Origin of the sequence: Pseudescherichia sp. L3 (assembly GCF_024656065.1) — a bacterium.
Taxonomy (GTDB): domain Bacteria; phylum Pseudomonadota; class Gammaproteobacteria; order Enterobacterales; family Enterobacteriaceae; genus Pseudescherichia.
Window position 1 is genome coordinate 688,018 of the sequence record NZ_JANKYC010000001.1, and the last position, 16,849, is coordinate 704,866.

Annotated in this window: 17 protein-coding genes; 8 read left to right on the top strand and 9 right to left on the bottom strand. The window is 56.9% G+C overall.

The window, feature by feature from the left end:
• The first annotated feature begins 1 nt into the window (after position 1).
• From pqiA to rmf, 4 genes are all read left to right on the top strand, one after another.
• Entirely contained in the window at positions 2–1,255 is a 1,254-nt protein-coding gene (pqiA, locus tag NR795_RS03260; protein WP_257757128.1) for a membrane integrity-associated transporter subunit PqiA, read from the top strand.
• A gap of 3 nt (positions 1,256–1,258) precedes the next feature.
• The gene (gene pqiB / locus NR795_RS03265; protein WP_257757129.1) at positions 1,259–2,899 is read left to right on the top strand and encodes an intermembrane transport protein PqiB; all 1,641 of its coding nucleotides are present in this window, start codon (positions 1,259–1,261) and stop codon (positions 2,897–2,899) included.
• Positions 2,896–3,498: a membrane integrity-associated transporter subunit PqiC gene (gene pqiC, locus NR795_RS03270; protein ID WP_257757130.1), complete on the top strand. Its 603-nt coding sequence runs from the start codon at positions 2,896–2,898 to the stop codon at positions 3,496–3,498. Before pqiB ends, pqiC begins: the two co-directional genes overlap by 4 nt.
• Positions 3,499–3,765: 267 nt before the next feature.
• Positions 3,766–3,933: a ribosome modulation factor gene (rmf, locus tag NR795_RS03275; RefSeq protein WP_072015258.1), complete on the top strand. Its 168-nt coding sequence runs from the start codon at positions 3,766–3,768 to the stop codon at positions 3,931–3,933.
• 55 nt (positions 3,934–3,988) lie between these two features.
• Here the strand turns inward: rmf and fabA are convergent, their stop codons facing one another.
• On the bottom strand, positions 3,989–4,510 hold the full coding sequence (fabA, locus tag NR795_RS03280) for a bifunctional 3-hydroxydecanoyl-ACP dehydratase/trans-2-decenoyl-ACP isomerase (RefSeq protein WP_144812874.1): 522 nt from the start codon (positions 4,508–4,510) through the stop codon (positions 3,989–3,991).
• Between the two features lie 68 nt (positions 4,511–4,578).
• Positions 4,579–6,339, bottom strand: coding sequence for a Lon protease family protein (locus NR795_RS03285; RefSeq protein WP_144812870.1), 1,761 nt, complete (start codon positions 6,337–6,339; stop codon positions 4,579–4,581).
• 185 nt (positions 6,340–6,524) lie between these two features.
• On the opposite strand from NR795_RS03285, the gene matP reads away from it, so the two are divergent.
• Positions 6,525–6,977 (top strand): macrodomain Ter protein MatP, encoded by a 453-nt coding sequence (gene matP / locus NR795_RS03290; RefSeq protein WP_042392481.1) that lies wholly within the window; start codon positions 6,525–6,527, stop codon positions 6,975–6,977.
• 77 nt (positions 6,978–7,054) lie between these two features.
• Here the strand turns inward: matP and ompA are convergent, their stop codons facing one another.
• Both ompA and sulA read right to left on the bottom strand, forming a co-directional pair.
• Positions 7,055–8,116, bottom strand: coding sequence for a porin OmpA (ompA, locus tag NR795_RS03295; protein ID WP_144812867.1), 1,062 nt, complete (start codon positions 8,114–8,116; stop codon positions 7,055–7,057).
• 354 nt (positions 8,117–8,470) lie between these two features.
• Complete coding sequence (sulA, locus tag NR795_RS03300) at positions 8,471–8,980, bottom strand: SOS-induced cell division inhibitor SulA (RefSeq protein ID WP_144814610.1); 510 nt, start codon at positions 8,978–8,980, stop codon at positions 8,471–8,473.
• A gap of 217 nt (positions 8,981–9,197) precedes the next feature.
• Here sulA and NR795_RS03305 point away from each other — a divergent pair, with 217 nt between their 5' ends.
• Positions 9,198–9,827 (top strand): TfoX/Sxy family DNA transformation protein, encoded by a 630-nt coding sequence (locus NR795_RS03305; RefSeq protein WP_222890072.1) that lies wholly within the window; start codon positions 9,198–9,200, stop codon positions 9,825–9,827.
• Here the strand turns inward: NR795_RS03305 and yccS are convergent.
• Together yccS and NR795_RS03315 are read right to left on the bottom strand one after the other, a co-directional pair.
• The gene (yccS, locus tag NR795_RS03310) at positions 9,812–11,944 is read right to left on the bottom strand and encodes a YccS family putative transporter (RefSeq protein WP_144812860.1); all 2,133 of its coding nucleotides are present in this window, start codon (positions 11,942–11,944) and stop codon (positions 9,812–9,814) included. The genes NR795_RS03305 and yccS overlap by 16 nt on opposite strands.
• 19 nt (positions 11,945–11,963) lie before the next feature.
• On the bottom strand, positions 11,964–12,407 hold the full coding sequence (locus tag NR795_RS03315) for a YccF domain-containing protein (RefSeq protein WP_257757135.1): 444 nt from the start codon (positions 12,405–12,407) through the stop codon (positions 11,964–11,966).
• Between the two features lie 123 nt (positions 12,408–12,530).
• Here NR795_RS03315 and helD point away from each other — a divergent pair, with 123 nt between their 5' ends.
• Complete coding sequence (gene helD, locus NR795_RS03320) at positions 12,531–14,585, top strand: DNA helicase IV (RefSeq protein WP_257757137.1); 2,055 nt, start codon at positions 12,531–12,533, stop codon at positions 14,583–14,585.
• 78 nt (positions 14,586–14,663) lie between these two features.
• Here the strand turns inward: helD and mgsA are convergent, their stop codons facing one another.
• Positions 14,664–15,122 (bottom strand): methylglyoxal synthase, encoded by a 459-nt coding sequence (gene mgsA, locus NR795_RS03325; RefSeq protein ID WP_144812851.1) that lies wholly within the window; start codon positions 15,120–15,122, stop codon positions 14,664–14,666.
• A 110-nt stretch (positions 15,123–15,232) separates the two neighbouring features.
• Positions 15,233–15,889, bottom strand: a complete 657-nt coding sequence (locus NR795_RS03330; protein ID WP_257757138.1) for a DUF2057 family protein — start codon at positions 15,887–15,889, stop codon at positions 15,233–15,235.
• A gap of 166 nt (positions 15,890–16,055) precedes the next feature.
• On the opposite strand from NR795_RS03330, the gene NR795_RS03335 reads away from it, so the two are divergent.
• Entirely contained in the window at positions 16,056–16,469 is a 414-nt protein-coding gene (locus tag NR795_RS03335; RefSeq protein ID WP_144812845.1) for a CoA-binding protein, read from the top strand.
• 28 nt (positions 16,470–16,497) lie between these two features.
• On the opposite strand, the gene hspQ is transcribed toward NR795_RS03335, so the two are convergent.
• Positions 16,498–16,815 carry a heat shock protein HspQ gene (gene hspQ / locus NR795_RS03340; RefSeq protein WP_238084152.1) on the bottom strand — a complete coding sequence of 106 codons (318 nt, stop codon included), beginning with the start codon at positions 16,813–16,815 and terminating at the stop codon, positions 16,498–16,500.
• Between the last annotated feature and the right edge of the window lie 34 nt (positions 16,816–16,849).

Below are 16,849 nucleotides of genomic sequence, written 5' to 3' on the forward strand. Positions count from 1 at the left end.
CATGTGCGAACAACATCATGACGCCCGGCACATTTTGTGTTCGCAGTGCGACCTGCTGGTGGTGCTGCCATCGCTCGCACACGGGCACAAGGCAGCCTGTCCGCGCTGCGGCCATACGTTGACCACCCGCTGGGATGCACCCCGGCAGCGCCCGCTGGCCTACTCGGTGATGGCGCTGTTTATGCTGGTACTGGCTAACCTGTTCCCCTTCGTTAACATGAAGGTGGCAGGGGTCACCAGTGAAGTGACGCTGATGGAGATCCCGCGCGTCATGTTCAATGAAGACTACGCCAGCCTTGGCACCTTCTTCTTGCTCTTTGTGCAGTTCGTGCCCGCGTTCTGCCTGGTCACCGTCATTCTGCTGGTGAATCAGGTTCCGCTGCCGGATCGCCTGAAGCGCAGGCTGGCCCGCATCTTTTTCATGCTCAAAAACTGGGGGATGGCCGAGATCTTCCTCGCCGGGGTGCTGGTCAGCTTCGTGAAGCTGATGGCCTATGGCGATATCGGCGTCGGTAGTAGCTTCATCCCCTGGTGTCTGTTCTGCATTCTGCATCTGCGCGCCTTTCAGTGCGTCGATAAACGCTGGCTGTGGGACGACATTGCTCCCGCGCCGGCCCTGGCTCAGCCGCTGCACGTCGGCGTGCCGGGGATTCGCCAGGGGCTGCGCTCCTGCGCCTGCTGCACGGCGGTACTGCCCGTAGATCAGACGGTGTGCCCCCGTTGCTACAGCCATGGCCACGCCCGGCGCAGAAACAGCCTTCAGCTAACGATGGCGCTGCTGGTCACCTCCATCCTGCTCTATCTGCCAGCCAATATTTTGCCCATTATGATCACCGATCTGCTGGGGGATAAAATGCCCTCGACCATTCTGGCCGGGGTGATCCTGCTCTGGAGCGAAGGCTCCTATCCAGTGGCGCTGGTGATTTTTATCGCCAGTATCATGGTGCCAACCCTGAAGATGATCGCCATCGCCTGGCTCTGCTGGGATGCGAAAGGGCACGGCCGACGCGACAGCGAGCGTATGCACCTGATCTATGAAGTCGTTGAATTTGTTGGCCGCTGGTCGATGATAGACGTCTTCGTCATTGCCGTACTCTCTGCCCTGGTACGTATGGGCGGATTAATGAATATTTACCCCGCAATGGGCGCGCTGATGTTTGCGCTGGTTGTCATCATGACGATGTTTGCGGCCATGACCTTCGACCCACGCCTGTCGTGGGATCGCGAGCCAGAATCAAGCCAGGAGGAGTCGTAAAACATGGAGACCAAAGGTGGGGAAGCCAAAGTGCAGAAGGTGAAGAACTGGTCACCGGTGTGGATCTTCCCGATTGTCACGGCGCTGATCGGGGCTTGGATCCTCTTCTATCACTATAGCCATCAGGGGCCGGAGGTGACGCTGATCACCACCAATGCTGAAGGCATTGAAGCGGGTAAAACCACCATCAAAAGCCGCAGCATTGACGTCGGCGTGGTGGAGTCTGCAACGCTGACCGACGATCTGACCCACGTTGAGATCAAGGCCCGGCTGAATGCCAATATGCAAAAGCTGTTGCACGGCGATACGGTGTTCTGGGTGGTGAAACCGCAGGTCGGCAGGGAGGGGATCAGCGGGCTGGGTACGCTGCTCTCCGGGGCCTATATTGAACTTAAGCCGGGATCCAAAGGCGGCGTGCGTGACGACTACCAGCTGCTGGACTCGCCGCCGCTGGCACCGCCGGATGCAAAAGGCATCCGCGTGGTGCTCGACAGTAAAAAAGCGGGTCAGCTTACCCCTGGCGATCCGGTACTTTTCCGCGGCTATCGCGTCGGCTCGGTAGAGACCAGCGTGTTCGACCCGCAGAAGCGCACCATGAGCTATCAGCTGTTTATTAACGCGCCTAACGACCGTCTGGTGACCAGCAACGTCCGCTTCTGGAAGGATAGCGGTATCGCTGTCGATCTCACCTCGGCAGGCATGCGCGTCGAGATGGGGGCGCTGACCACTCTGTTTGGCGGCGGCGTCAGCTTTGACGTGCCCGACGGCATCGATTTAGGCCAGCCGGTAGCCGAGAAGGCCGAGTTCGATCTCTATGATAACCAGCGCAGTATTCAGGAGTCGCTCTATACGCAGCACCAGGATTTCCTGCTGTTCTTCAAAGATTCTATTCGCGGCCTGCAACCTGGCGCACCGGTAGAGTTCCGCGGCATGCGTCTTGGGACCGTCAGCAAGGTACCGTTCTTTATGCCGGGCCTGCGTCAGGCATTGAACGACGACTACCGTATTCCGGTGCTGATCCGTATTGAGCCAGAGCGGATCGCCAGCCAGATGGGGGAAAGTCCGGATATCCTGACGAATCTGCCTGAGCTGCTTAAGCAGGGACTGCGCGGCTCGTTGAAAACCGGTAACCTGGTGACTGGCGCGCTCTACGTAGATATGGATTTCGTCTCGAAACCGCCGCCGATCACCGGCATCCGTGAGTTTGGCGGCTACAGCATTATTCCGACGGTCAGCAGCGGTCTGGCGCAGATCCAGCAGCGCCTGATGGACACGCTGGATAAGATCAACAACCTGCCGCTGAATCCGATGCTTGAGCAGGCTACCGGCACGCTTGCCGAGAGCCAGCGCACCATGCGCCGTCTGCAAACCACGCTGGATAACCTGAACAAGCTGACAGCCAGCCAGTCGGTACAGCAGCTGCCGCAGGATATGCAGAAAACGCTGCGCGAGCTGAACCGTAGCATGCAGGGCTTCCAGCCGGGATCGGCAGCCTATAACAAGATGGTGGCGGATATGCAGCGCCTGGATCAGGTTCTGCGCGAGCTGCAGCCGGTGCTGCAAACGCTTAACCAGAAGAGCAACGCCCTGGTCTTTGAGGCGAAGGGCAAAAAAGATCCTGAGCCGAAGGGGGTTAAACAGTGAGAAAAGGGATAATGGTCATTGCGGTGCTGTTGCTCAGCGCCTGCAGTAGCGGTAGCGAGGAGCCACGCTACTATCAGTTGCCGAACAATCAGCTATCAAACGCTCAGCTGTCGCAGGCTGCCGCGTCGCAGAGCATGATGGCAACCAACCCTGGGCAGGCACAGCGTCAGCTGTGGGTGGAGCAGGTGTCGGTTCCGGACTATCTCGCGGGTAACGGCGTGGTCTACCAGACCAGCGACGTGCAGTACGTCATCGCTAACAACAACCTGTGGGCCAGCCCGCTCGACCAGCAGCTGCGTACTTCGCTGGTGGCGAACCTTAGCCGCAATCTCCCAGGCTGGGTGGTCGCCTCTCAGCCGATGGGCAGCGATCAAGATACCCTTAACGTTACCGTGACCGGTTTTCATGGCCGTTATGATGGGCACGTGATTGTCAGCGGCGAGTGGCTGCTTAATCACCAGGGCACGCTGATCAAGCGTCCTTTCCATGTGGAGATGACGCAGCCTCAGGATGGCTATGACGCGATGGTAAAAGTGCTGGGCGAAGCGTGGGCGCAGCAGGCCAGCAACATGGCCCGGGAGATAAATCGCTTACCCTAATTTGTACCTGAGTCTGCAATTAATCCTAAAAAACCACGCTGTCTTTCCCGGTAGCGTGGTTTTTTTTCGCCTTCTAAGCGGGATAAAACCTGTGCCTGCTCACACTTTTTGTACAAATGAACTCTCGCATATCTCACATTTATGACATTGGTATGAATTTTGTGCATTGACTGTCTGCGTCTATCGCGCTATTTCTTAGACGTGGTTGCACATTTAGTAGCCACTGTTTTCTTTTCCACCAGACATAAATAATGAGGGAAACGAGGCATGAAGAGACAAAAACGAGATCGCCTGGAACGGGCACATCAACGTGGTTACCAGGCCGGCATTGCCGGACGCTCAAAAGAGTTGTGTCCTTACCAGACGCTGAATCAGAGATCATACTGGCTTGGAGGCTGGCGAGAAGCCATGGAGGATAGGGTAGTTATCGCCTGATTCTGTCTCTTTAAATGAAACCTCCGCCTGGCGGAGGTTTCGCCTGTCAGGGGGATCAGAACGCAGAGGTGTCCTTGAACAGACCCACTTTCAGATCGGTTGCGGTGTAGATCTGACGACCGTCAACCAGCACTTCACCGTCCGCGATACCCATGATCAGCTTACGGTTGATCACGCGCTTGAAGTGAATGCGGTAGGTAACTTTAGCGGCAGTAGGTAAAATCTGGCCAGCCAGTTTCACTTCGCCTACGCCGAGGGCACGGCCTTTACCTTCGCCGCCGAGCCAGCCGAGGTAAAAACCAACCAGCTGCCACATGGCATCAAGGCCCAGGCAGCCAGGCATTACTGGATCGCCGATGAAGTGGCAACCGAAGAACCACAGATCCGGTTTGATATCCAGCTCTGCTTCAACGTAGCCTTTATCGAAATTACCGCCCGTCTCGCTCATTGTGATCACACGATCCATCATCAGCATGTTTCCTGCTGGTAACGGCGGGCCATTTTCGCCAAACAGTTCACCACGACCAGAGGCAAGAAGGTCTTCTTTCGTATAAGAGGATTTGCGTTTATCTACCATGTTCTCAGTAAGCCTTATTTTAGTGAAGCACGCAGGATAGCTAACACGTGTACGCTGAACAACTCCGATCAGTTAGGCGTAAACCAGCCGACCCAGCGTAGCGGCCACGGATAGCGATGACGCGCTTCCTGCTGCGTCGCCTGCGTAATACGTTCCTGAATAGTCTGGACCAGCGTGGTTTGCCCTTCGCCATCCCAGACCAGGTCTGTCAGTAAGGGTAGTGCATCGGTTACATCATCAATGGCCCAGATGAAAAATTGTTCTGCCTGGACCGCGTCCAGCAGCTCCTGATGCAGGCAAAGGTGACGGACATTGGCCGCCGGGATGATCACGCCCTGCTTGCCGGTCAGACCCCGGTGCTGGCAAATGGCGAAAAAGCCTTCGATCTTCTCGTTCAGACCGCCTACCGGCTGTGCCCGTCCAAACTGATCCACCGAGCCGGTGATAGCGATATGCTGATGCAGCGGGACATCGGCCAGGGCGCTAATTAGGGCGCAAAGCTCGGCCATTGAGGCGCTGTCGCCGTCTACTTCACTGTAGGATTGCTCGAAGGTCAACGACGCCGTGAACGGCATCTGCTGCTCCAGCTCCAGCTCGGCCATCAGGAAGGATTGCATGATCATCATGCCCTTCGCATGGATGTTGCCCCCCAGCTCGGCTTTCCGCTCAATGTCATGAAACTCGCCGTCGCCGATGTGTACCACGCAGCTAATGCGTGACGGTTCGCCATAGGGGCGAGGGTGACCGGGAAACTCAACCACCGACAGGGCGTTAATTTGCCCCACGCGATCGCCTTCGGTCTCAATCAGGATCTGCTCCAGCAGGATCTCATCCAGCATACGCTCCGGCAGATAGCCTTCACGCCACTCGCGCTGGCTCAGCATGGTTTGCAGCTGCTCCGCGTCGAAGGTGCTTCCCTCGGTAAAGGCAGAGACCTCGCGCAGCTGGCGCGCCAGCCACAGCGGGCTGAGCGGCAGCGTCTCCTGATCGTCGGTGTAGCGTACCGCGGCACGGATAAATATCGGCCAGGCATCCTCTGCCGGGGTGGGAAGTCCGGCCTGCTCGGCGTTAAGAATGACCCACTGACGCCAGGTAGCAAGCGCGTCCAGATCGGTGATCTGGATCGTCTCTTCATACTCGCTGTAGATAGACTGGGCGGCCAGATCCGGCTCCATCTCCTGGAAATCTGCCAGCGACTCGCGCTCGCCGACCAGAATAACCTTCAGCGTCAGCGGCATTGCGGGAACGCTAACGGGTAGGGGACGCGACTCGTCAAAGGAGACCCAGTCGAAACGCTGGCGAGTCACGATGGATTTCAGGCGCATCCAGAGCAGGGGCTGACTCAGCAGGGTACGCAGCGACACCACCAGCACGCCGCCGTTGGCCTGGTGTACCAGCCCTGGCTCAAGGGTGATCTCATTATTGAACTGGCGCAGGCAGCCAAAGAGCTGCTCGGCTTCTACCCAATCGGCAACCACCACTTCACTCTGGCCGGCAAAGTTTGCCTCTGCACTGGCGGCAGGCTTAACGCTTACCGTGCGGCCAGCGACGCTATATTCGACGCCAACAACCGGCGACGTTGCGGGCTGAAGCTCACGGGCGGCGGCGGCGATCAGGGACAGATACTCCGGCTCTTCCGGCGCTTTGGCCAGTAAGAAGCGTGAAGAGGCAGACGGATGCAGCAACTGCTCCAGCGCGTATTGCAAACGAGGTTGCGTGTCACCAAGAGAAAGCTCAGACTCAAGGTCAACGTCAGACGGTGTAAACACCTCCTGATAGCTATCGGTATCAGGAACAAGGTCTTGCCAGGCTAGTTTAGTTATGGTCAAAGTCGAGGTTTTATCATCAGCTGTAAAGGGCGAAATTATAGCGTAAGCGGCAATTCAGCACACGCGGAATAGATGCTTTTACCGCTATCCGGGCACCGCTTAGCTCACAGGATGTGATTTCTTTTCAGCAGATTGGCAAAAAACTGATATTCTGAACTAAGTTACACGGTAACACTGAGATCGCAATGAAATATCAACAACTGGAAAATCTCGAAAGCGGCTGGAAATGGAAGTACCTGGTGAAAAAGCACCGTGAAGGTGAACTCATCACGCGCTATTTAGAAACCAGTGCGGCTAAAGAGGCCGTCGATCTGTTGCTGAAGCTTGAATACGAACCGGTTCGTGTTAACGACTGGATTGCGCAGCATATGAATGCCGCATTAATGAACCGCATGAAGCAGACCATCCGCGCCCGGCGAAAACGGCACTTCAACGCCGAGCACCAGCACACGCGTAAAAAATCAATCGATCTAGAATTTATGGTCTGGCAACGTCTGGCCGGTCTTGCCCAGCGGCGGGGAAAAACGCTGTCAGAGACGATTGTGCAGCTGATTGAAGACGCCGAGCATAAAGAGAAGTATGCCAGCAAAATGAGTACCCTGAAGCAGGATCTGCAGGCGCTGCTGGGCAAAGAGTAACGCATAACCTCAGCCCATCAGCAGAGAGCAGGCAATAAAAAACCCCGCAGAGCGGGGTTTTTTTATAAGACGTAAACTTAAGCCTGCGGCTGAGTTACAACGTCTTTGATACCTTTAACTTCGATCTCTACGCGACGATCCGGAGCCAGGCAGTCGATCAGTGCCGGACGTGCTTTCACGTTGTCACAGGTGTTGCCAGTAACCGGGTTAGACTCGCCCATACCACGTGCGGAGATCTTGTTGGACGGGATACCTTTAGAGATCAGGTAGTCAACAACAGACTGAGCACGTTTCTCGGACAGACCCTGGTTGTAGGCGTCAGAACCGATACGGTCGGTGAAGCCCAGAACAACAACGGAACCGTCTTTCGGATCCAGGTTGCTCAGCTGGCTGTACATCTGATCCAGAGCCTGCTGGCCTTCTGGTTTCAGAGTCGCTTTGTTGAAGTTGAACAGTACGTCAGACTTCAGAGTGAAGTGCTTGGTAGAAACCTGCGGAGCCGGAGCCGGAGCCGGTGCAACAACCGGAGCTACGTCTTCCTGCTGGCCGAAGCGGTAGGAAACACCTACGCTCAGCATACCGTTGTCTTGACGGGTGCCCAGAGTTTTAGCATCGCCAATGTTGTTAACCCACTGGTATTCCAGACGGGTAGCGATGTCACGGGTCATTGCCCACTCTACGCCACCAGCGAATACTGGGGAAACACCGGTATCGTGGTCTTTGAAGTTCGCACCAGCAACGCCAGGAACCTGAGCTTTAGCATCTGCACGCCATACCATACCACCCAGACGGGTGTAGATATCAACGTCGTCAGTGATTGGGTAGCCCAGTTTAGCGGTCAGCTGAACGCCCTGAGATTTGAAAGCACCGTTTACGTTGTCGCCTTTGTACGGCTCACGACCTAACCAGTCGTAACCCAGCTCAAAACCAACGTACGGGTTAACCTGATAGCCGCCGTATGCGCCAGCGCCGAGCTGGTCTTCACGGGTCGGGCCATTGTTGTCAATGAAACCGTTGTCGTGGTACTGGGACCAGCCCAGTTTAGCACCAGTGTACCAGGTATTATCTTTCGGAGCGGCCTGCGCTACGGTAGCGAAGCCAGCCAGTGCCACTGCAATCGCGATAGCTGTCTTTTTCATTTTTGCGCCTCGTTATCATCCAAAAATCGCCATGAACTTCTCGCCAGAGAAAACACGGTTAAATCCTTCACCGGGGGCATTGCTCAATATTAACTCTACCGATATCTTCGGCTTATGCCGAGCACCCCTGGCGATGTAAAGTCTACAACGTAGTTGGAAACTTACAAGTGTGAACTCCGTCAGGCATATGAAAAAAAAAGAGTTGTAGACACAATATTTAACATTTATGACGATAAAATCGCCGTCAAAATATCGTGGTTGCCCCGCCAGACAGGCTTCGCGAGCGAATTTAGCTTAATGACCAATAGCCTGGAACCGGCGCAAAAAAGATCCCAGGAATTATCTTAAATTTACTTAATGAAACAAATTCGAGTGAATTTTTAGGCCCGATGACTGTCCTGAAGCCTGAGGGTCGAAGCGAACCGGTCGCATAATAAACCCCATTGCATTCCCTTCCTGGGCTGCATCAACGAGGCGGCGATGCTCATCTGCCGACAGCTCCTGCGCATGCCAGCCAATCACCACGCTGTAGTTCCCCGTCTGTAATGCTTTAATCATGGAATCTAACGTACTCTCTGGGGAGAGCTGGCTGATGTGCATCAGTTTGCTTAAAGGCAGACCTGCGGACCGTACCCACGCCCGGCTCAACTTCTGCTGCGGCGTCAGCCAGAGCTGCCAGCGAGACTGCTGGCTAAGCTGCTGTAGCAGAGGCAGCAGCAGCAGCTGCGTCATCATCGGCTGGTCTTCACGGTAGACTACCTCACTGATGAGGCCGGTGGCCGCAGCAGGTGCATTAACCTGCGTGCGGTTGCCTGCAAAAGAAGTATATTGAGATGAGCGGTTAGCAAAGCCTGAAGCGTACATAGTCATCCAACCCTGAGAGTTACTGTATATCTATACAGTACCTCCGGCGCGTTTAAAGATCAACCTCATTTTCTGAAAGCGTCTCGCAAATATGACCCGATCGTGCGGTGAGAGAAAAAATCATCTTGCTGATGCCGGGTAACTTCCCTATGTTCCTTTTTAACGGATGGCTTAATAAACAGAAGATATATTACGCCTTGATTTCAAAGGGATAAGTATGAAAAACGTATCGTATCAAAGGATCTATCAATCTCGGGAATATCTTTCGTCGCTGGGACATATTCGCCACCGCGCACTGTTTGGTGGTTACAGCCTCGCCATAGAAGATACCGTCTTTGCCATGGTTGCCGAAGGGGCGCTCTACCTGCGTGCTTGTGAAGAGAGTGCCTCCTACTGTGTCAACACGCAGGCCCCGTTCCTGACCTTTGTGAAGCGGGGCAGGCCGGTGCTGCTTAACTACTACCGGGTCGATGATAGCCTGTGGCAGGATCGCGAAACGCTGCTCACGCTGGGCAACTACTCTCTGGCGGCAGCGCGGCGCGAAAAGGTCGCAAGGTATGCGCAAAAGCGGCTCAGAGATCTGCCCAACCTGAATTTTCAGCTGGAGACGCTGCTGTGGGAAGCGGGCGTTAAGGATGAACACAGCCTGAAGCTGCTGGGAGCGAAGGCATGCTGGCTCAGGTTAAAGGAGCGCAGCCCGCTGCTGAGTATCCGGGTGCTGTTTGCGCTGGAAGGGGCCATCGCTGGCCTGCATGAGGCCGCGCTCCCGGCAGAAATACGCCGGGAGCTGACCGTCTGGTATAAAGAGCTGGAGGCAGAGAGCCGTGTAAATCAGCGGGGAACCTGATGCTGCAGCTGGCAGATCTCCGGCAGCAGCCCAATTAGCAGGCCTACCTGCTGCAGAACCAGCGGGGCCTTGCTTTTAGGATCGGGTTCAAGCTGGCGAATTCGCTCTGAGAGTGCCGCAAGCTGCTGCCCAACCCGCACCTCATCAGCAGGCTGGTGGTGCAGGGCATCATCGACATAGCAGACGGCATCATCCAGCAGTTGCAGTATCTCCGGCTGCTGGAGCTGTTCCCGGTGTGCCCCCAGCGTAGAGATGTAGCTAGTAAAGGTGTGGTTCAGGCAGAGCAGGCGGAACGCGACGTCGCGCGTCTGCGGCGTGGCGTTCGGCTCGGTGGACATGTTTGAGACCACTGATGCGAACTCTGCATCGCCATTGTGGGCGTAGCGCCGGGCAATGCGATATGCCAGTCGGTTATCGCGTCCCTGATGATACTGCTCCAGAATGGCATCCAGATAGCGGCAGTTAGCGTCAAGCGCCCGCTCCAGCACGCGTGGGAGGTTACGAAAACGCCAGTCCGGCCAGATAAAGCTCACCGCTGCCCAGGCGATGGCGCAGCCGATCAGCGTATCGATAATACGCGGGATCGCCACCTCAAAACCCTCCCCGAGCAGGTTGAAGCAGAGCAGCACCAGCAGGGTGATAAACATCGTGGCATGAGCATACTGCACGTTGCGAAAGGCAAAAAAGAGCACCCCGGCAATGACGATCAGCACCAGCTGCCCCTCCAGCGACGGGACAAAAAGCAGTATCGGTAGACCCACCGCCACGCCCACCAGCGTGCCAATGATACGCAGCGTTAAGCGGTGGCGGGTGGCGTTATAGTTTGGCTGGCAGACAAACAGGCTGGTCAGCAGGATCCAGTAGCCATGCTGGAGCCCGGTGACCTGTATAAAGGCATAGCCCAGGCAGAGCACCACCGACATTCTTACCGCATGGCGAAACAGGGCCGACTCTGGCGTCAGGTTGCGCTTCAGGCGCTGCCAGATATCGTCCAGCCCGGTCAGGCTGTCATCGGCAAGCTCATTCTCGGTACTCTGCGGCTGCTGCATCAGCGCCTGCTCAGACTCTATCGTCGCCAGCTGAGCGTCGATAGCCCGCAGGTTATCGCGCACAAAGCCCAGCGACTCAATATAGTCCATAGAGGTGCCCAGGGCGCGGGCGTGCTCAAGGGCCGTGTCAAGATGGGCAAAGGCACGCTCAAACTGAGGATCGTGCTGATAGGGTTCGCGCAGCAGAATAGCCCGTGAGAGTCGGGCGCAGGCCTGGGCCTGCATAGAGAGCATCCGCTGAAAGCGAAACATCAGGGAGCTGTGGCGAAAGCGCTCGCGCAGGGCGTGGTACTGGATATGCGACGAGCTGGCGCGCTCGTGAATATCCTGGGCAACAAAATAGTAGTGCAGCGTGCGTCGGGTACCGCGCTGGCCACGATCTCCCCGTAGCCTTGTCAGCAGCGAGGCCTTGGTCTGGTTGAGGGTAGTGACCAACTGGCCGTTAGCCTGGGCCAGATCGTAGAGCGGCGCTTCACTTTCACTCTCATCATCATAGTCGGGGTCGAAGAGGCGTGATTTCTGCTCCAGGTAGTTCGCCAGCTGCGCATAGCAGCGTGAGAGGTTGTCCTGCAGCGGGCGCACCGGAAACACCAGGTGCCCCACTAGCGTCAGCAGGCTAAACCACACCGCGCCCGCCAGCAGCAGCAGCGGCTGCTGGTACCACTGGTCGAAAAGCGAGATACCCAGCATGGTATAGATGGCAATCAGCAGCGCACCAAAGGCGATGGTGGCGTAGCGCTGACCGAGACCGCCCAGCAGGATAAACCCGCAGGTAGAGACGATAAGCCCGAGGGCAAACAGCCACGGCCAGGGAAAGAGTAGCTCCACCGAGGCCGAGGCAATAAAGAACGAGACCAGGGTGATAACCAGGTTGCGCAGCCGCCCGGTAAGGCGGTCATCTAAATCCGCCAGCGCGGCGGCTACCACGCCCAGGGTCAGCGGGATGGTGAGCTTCACCTCGCCCAACCACCAGGGCAGGGCAACCGTACCGCTCAGGGCGATAAAAATCCTGACGTTATAGAGCCAGGCACTGTTCCATGTGTAACGGCGAAGCAGGGGGCTTAGCATGAGTGACGCGTCCTTCAGATTAGAAACGGGCCCGGGCGTTGGCTTCGCGGGCGGCCTGCGCCGTTTCCACCGACACGACCCGCCGTCCAACCGGCCACAGAGCAATGGCTGCGATTTTAAAGTTGGCGATACCCACCGGAATACAGATGATGGTCAGGCACTGGGTGATACCCGCGAGGATATGCATTATGCATAGCCACCAGCCGAACAGCACCAGCCAGATAATATTCAGCAGCGTGCCGCCGGTGTTCATTATGACGTTACGGCGGGAGGGATCGAGCTCATCCACATGGATCGCCTCGTTGCCATACGGCACCAGCGACAGCTTCGCGATCTCCCAGCATGAGCGGGTCAGCGGCAACGTGATGACAAAGACAACGCTCATCATCGTTGCCAGGATCCAGGCCAGCGTCGTCATGAAGCCGCCCAGAAAGAAGTTAAGAATATTCAGTACAGTACGCATACATCCTCAAAGTTATTTGCCATAGGAAAAGGCTTGCTAAGTGTAACGTCTTTTTACGCTGGAGCGTAAATTCTCTGACGGGTACACTGACGGGCAACGTTATGACCAGAGAAACGGCACATCATGGAACTGAAAGCGACTTCACTCGGAAAACGTCTGGCCCAGCACCCCTATGACCGGGCGGTCATGCTCCACGCGGGCGTGAAAGTTTCCGGCGATCGCCATGAGTATCTTATTCCCTATAATCAACTTTTGGCGATTGTCTGCAAGCGCGGGCTGGTCTGGGGCGAGCTGGAGTTCGTGCTATCCGATGCCAAAGTGGTGCGCCTGCACGGTACCGAGTGGGCGCAAACCCAGCAGTTCTATCAACATCTCAACGCCCACTGGCAGGCATGGAGCAGCCAAATGAGCGAGGTGGCCGCAGGGGTGCTGCAGGAGACGGTAGAGACCCTCTCCAGCGGCATGAAGGCCAACAGGTGGCTCACCCGCCAGCAGACCACGGGCCTGCAGGATCGGATCCGTCACGCCTTTGCGGCGCTGCCGCTGCCGCAGGCCCGTCTTGATGAGTTCGATAACTGCCGCGAAGCGTGGCAGCAATGCCAGCGCTGGCTGGTAGACGTTGAAGCCAGCCGGGCAGCACATAATCGCGAGTACACCCGCAAAATGCTGGTGCAGTACGCGCCTTTCTTTGCCAGCGTTGAATCCTCCCCGCTTAACCCAGCCCAGGCAGAAGCGGTGGTGAATGGCGAGCAGTCGCTGCTGGTGCTGGCCGGAGCGGGCAGCGGCAAGACATCGGTGCTGGTGGCCCGCGCGGGCTGGCTGCTGATGCGCGGTGAAGCGGCAGCGGATCAGATCCTGCTTCTGGCCTTTGGCCGGAAAGCGGCCCAGGAGATGGACGCGCGTATTCGCGAGCGGCTCAATACCGATGAGATCGCTGCCCAGACCTTCCACGCTCTGGCGCTCGCCATTATTCAGCACGGCAGTAAAAAGGTTCCCACCATCAGCGCGCTGGAGAACGATACCGACGCCCGGCAGGCGCTGTTTATCGAGGCCTGGCAGCAGCAGTGCAGTGAGAAAAAAGCCCAGGCGAAGGGCTGGCGGCTGTGGCTGGAAGAGGAGCTGGAGTGGGAGGTACCGGAAGGGAATTTCTGGGACGATAAAGCCCTACAGCGCCGCCTTGCCGGGCGGCTCGACCGCTGGGTGAGTCTGATGCGCATGCACGGTGGCGCGCAGGCCGAGATGATCGCCTCCGCGCCAGAAGAGGTGCGTAACCTGTTTTCAAAGCGGGTGAAGCTGATGGCCCCGCTGCTCAAGGCGTGGAAAACGGCGCTGAAGGCAGAAAACGCCGTCGACTTCTCTGGTTTAATCCACCAGGCGATCAATATTCTGGAGAAAGGGCGCTTTATCAGCCCGTGGAAGCATATTCTGGTGGATGAGTTCCAGGACATCTCTCCCCAGCGTGCGGCGCTGCTGGCGGCGCTGCGCAAGCAGAACTCAAACACTACGCTCTTTGCCGTCGGCGATGACTGGCAGGCGATCTACCGCTTTAGCGGGGCGCAGCTCTCTCTGACCACCGCGTTTCATCACTATTTTGGCGAGGGGGAAAGCTGCGTGCTGGATACCACCTATCGCTTTACCCATCGTATTGGCGACGTGGCCAACCGCTTTATCCAGCAGAACCCGCACCAGCTCAGAAAGCCGCTTAACAGCCTGGCGGCAGGCGAGAAGAACGCCGTGACGCTGCTGGCTGAGGATCGGCTCGATGCCCTGCTGGATAAGCTCAGCGGCTATGCTAAGCCGGACGAGCGGATCCTGCTGCTGGCGCGCTATCACTACCTCAAACCCGCCGTGCTGGAGAAGGCCGCAACTCGCTGGCCGCAGCTGATGCTGGACTTTATGACCATCCACGCCAGCAAAGGACAGCAGGCGGACTATGTCATTGTGTTGGGGCTGCAGGAGGGCAAAGAGGGCTTTCCGGCCCCGGCGCGGGAGTCGGTGATGGAGCAGGCGCTGCTGCCTGCGCCGGAGGATTATCCGGACGCCGAGGAGCGCCGCCTGCTGTACGTAGCCATGACCCGCGCCCGCAAGCGCGTCTGGCTGCTGTTCAGCAAAGAGGCGCCGTCGCCGTTTGTAGAGGATTTAAAGCAGCTGGGCGTGACGGTCGTTCGCAAACCGTGATTTTACCCGGCGGCGCTGCGCTTGCACGGGCCTACAAAACGCGTAGGCCGGGTAAGCGTAAGCGTCACCGGCGATGCATTATTTAAGACGATCGGCGAGGTAGCGCTGATAGTCCGGGATCTGAATATCAAAGCTGTCGCCGAAGTGCGCTGACTCAATAATAAAGTCGGCGGTAGAGACGTTGGTGGCGACCGGGATATTCCACACCGTTGCCAGGCGCAGCAGGGCCTTGACGTCCGGATCGTGTGGCACGGCGTTGAGCGGATCCCAGAAGAAGATCAGCACGTCGATTTTGCTTTCAGAGATTAACGCCCCTACCTGCTGATCGCCGCCCATCGGCCCGCTCAGCATTGCGTTTACCGGCAGGCCGGTGGCGCGCTGGATCAGGTTGCCCGTGGTGCCAGTGGCATACAGCTCATGCTGGGCCAGCAGCGCGTGGTGGCGCTCTACCCAGTTCATCAGCATGGTCTTGCAGTGATCGTGCGCCACTAGCGCAATGTGTTTTCGTGCCGGAAGCGTACGTGTCGTCAGTTCCATAATCCGATTCCATTATTAAATTTGCTACAGATTACTGGAAGCGTTTGATGCTGCAAGAGAAAGGCGTAAAAAAAGCGCGACTGGAAAAGGGAATGTGATTTAACGCACCCTCAGGAGGGAGGCTGCTGTTTCACCCACTCCATAAAGCGGCTGCGGGTTTGCTTATCGGCCTGTTGATACCAGTACTTTAACCGCTGCTCGGTCAGATCCTGCGACGGCGGGACGTCCAACTCCGATACGCTGGAGAGCAACGTTCTGTCATCCGCCATTTGCGTGGCGAACTGGGATAGCGAGGCGTGCTGTCCCTGTTTGTTATAGCGTTCGGTATCACGCTCATAGTCGATCCCCTCTGACGTCTCGGTTATCGGCAGAATATCTATCATGGCAGGGATAGCGACCGCGTGACCATCCAGCAGCGAAATCTGCGGCGAGGCATCAAACATCTCTGATTCTCTCTGCGTCTCCAGTCGGGGCAGCGTCACGTTGACGAGATTGATATCGCGGGTATTAAAACTGACGATCAGTGGCGGAGAGATCCACATCCGCTGCTCGCGATTGGTCATGCGGATACTTTTCTCCACCCGAAATACCAGCTGATGCGGGCCGTTCTCCAGTTCAATACTGCCCGCACCACGCAGCAGGGAGCTGGAAACCTTTTTGCCGTCAAGGATCAGGAGATCGATCTCCGTTGCCAGGCGCAGGGTCGTTGCGAAAGCGGTAACCGGCATTAAGCAGACAATCAGTGCGGTGGCAAAGCCGGCTCTCATAAAATCTCCGCTGTTTTTAAGGGTTAAAATCGTGTCTGAACATGTCTAACGGTATGTTTAGTAACATATAGAGTTATGCTTCTGATTACCCTCATGCAGAGGTATGGGATAGATGGTCGGGGAGCCGGGTTTGGCATACACTTGAGAAAATAGCCTGGAGATGATTATGAAAGAGACCGATATTGCTGGCATTCTGAAATCAACCCACACCATTGCGCTGGTAGGCGCAAGCGACAAACCTGACCGTCCTAGCTACCGGGTCATGAAATACCTGCTCGATCAGGGCTACCATGTCATCCCGGTCTCGCCGAAGGTGGCGGGAAAGACGCTGCTGGGTCAACAGGGCTACGCGACGCTGGCGGAAATCCCTGAGAAGGTCGATATGGTGGACGTGTTCCGCCAGTCGGAGGCGGCCTGGGGCGTGGCGCAGGAGGCGATTGCCATCGGGGCGAAAACCCTGTGGTTACAGCTGGGCGTGATCAACGAGCAGGCAGCGGTGCTGGCTCGCGAGGCGGGGTTAAACGTGGTGATGGATCGCTGCCCGGCGATTGAAATTCCACGCCTGGGGCTTACCCGCTAAAAAAAGACCCCGCGCTGGCGGGGTCCTGTCAGTTGCGCAGCCGGGGCGCCTGGAGCTGCTTACGGATGGAGCGTGCGAGCTCATCCATAGAGGGTTGTTCCGGATGTTCATCCTGCACTTCGCCGCTGAGCTGAGCTTCGGCCAGGTAAGTGTGCACCGGCTGTCCGTCATCATCTTCCATCACCACGTGATACCACGGGGCGACACGCAGATCCGGGTTAACGGCCAGCTCGTCAGCTGAGGGTTCATCAAGAGAGTATTGCGGATCGATATCCACCACTACGCCCAAAAATCCCAGCAGAGAGTGGCGCACCTGCTGGCCAATGCCGTATTTGCTGGCAATCATAGTCACCTCCAGGAAACAGTACTTATCCCCGATA

Excerpts from the sequence above, each read along its gene's own strand:
- pqiA (WP_257757128.1), top strand. The coding sequence starts at position 2 with ATGTGCGAACAACATCATGACGCCCGGCACATTTTGTGTTCGCAGTGC.
- pqiB (WP_257757129.1), top strand. The coding sequence starts at position 1,259 with ATGGAGACCAAAGGTGGGGAAGCCAAAGTGCAGAAGGTGAAGAACTGG.
- rmf (WP_072015258.1), top strand. The coding sequence starts at position 3,766 with ATGAAGAGACAAAAACGAGATCGCCTGGAACGGGCACATCAACGTGGT.
- fabA (WP_144812874.1), bottom strand. The coding sequence starts at position 4,510 with ATGGTAGATAAACGCAAATCCTCTTATACGAAAGAAGACCTTCTTGCC.
- matP (WP_042392481.1), top strand. The coding sequence starts at position 6,525 with ATGAAATATCAACAACTGGAAAATCTCGAAAGCGGCTGGAAATGGAAG.
- ompA (WP_144812867.1), bottom strand. The coding sequence starts at position 8,116 with ATGAAAAAGACAGCTATCGCGATTGCAGTGGCACTGGCTGGCTTCGCT.
- sulA (WP_144814610.1), bottom strand. The coding sequence starts at position 8,980 with ATGTACGCTTCAGGCTTTGCTAACCGCTCATCTCAATATACTTCTTTT.
- NR795_RS03305 (WP_222890072.1), top strand. The coding sequence starts at position 9,198 with ATGAAAAACGTATCGTATCAAAGGATCTATCAATCTCGGGAATATCTT.
- yccS (WP_144812860.1), bottom strand. The coding sequence starts at position 11,944 with ATGCTAAGCCCCCTGCTTCGCCGTTACACATGGAACAGTGCCTGGCTC.
- NR795_RS03315 (WP_257757135.1), bottom strand. The coding sequence starts at position 12,407 with ATGCGTACTGTACTGAATATTCTTAACTTCTTTCTGGGCGGCTTCATG.
- helD (WP_257757137.1), top strand. The coding sequence starts at position 12,531 with ATGGAACTGAAAGCGACTTCACTCGGAAAACGTCTGGCCCAGCACCCC.
- mgsA (WP_144812851.1), bottom strand. The coding sequence starts at position 15,122 with ATGGAACTGACGACACGTACGCTTCCGGCACGAAAACACATTGCGCTA.
- NR795_RS03330 (WP_257757138.1), bottom strand. The coding sequence starts at position 15,889 with ATGAGAGCCGGCTTTGCCACCGCACTGATTGTCTGCTTAATGCCGGTT.
- NR795_RS03335 (WP_144812845.1), top strand. The coding sequence starts at position 16,056 with ATGAAAGAGACCGATATTGCTGGCATTCTGAAATCAACCCACACCATT.
- hspQ (WP_238084152.1), bottom strand. The coding sequence starts at position 16,815 with ATGATTGCCAGCAAATACGGCATTGGCCAGCAGGTGCGCCACTCTCTG.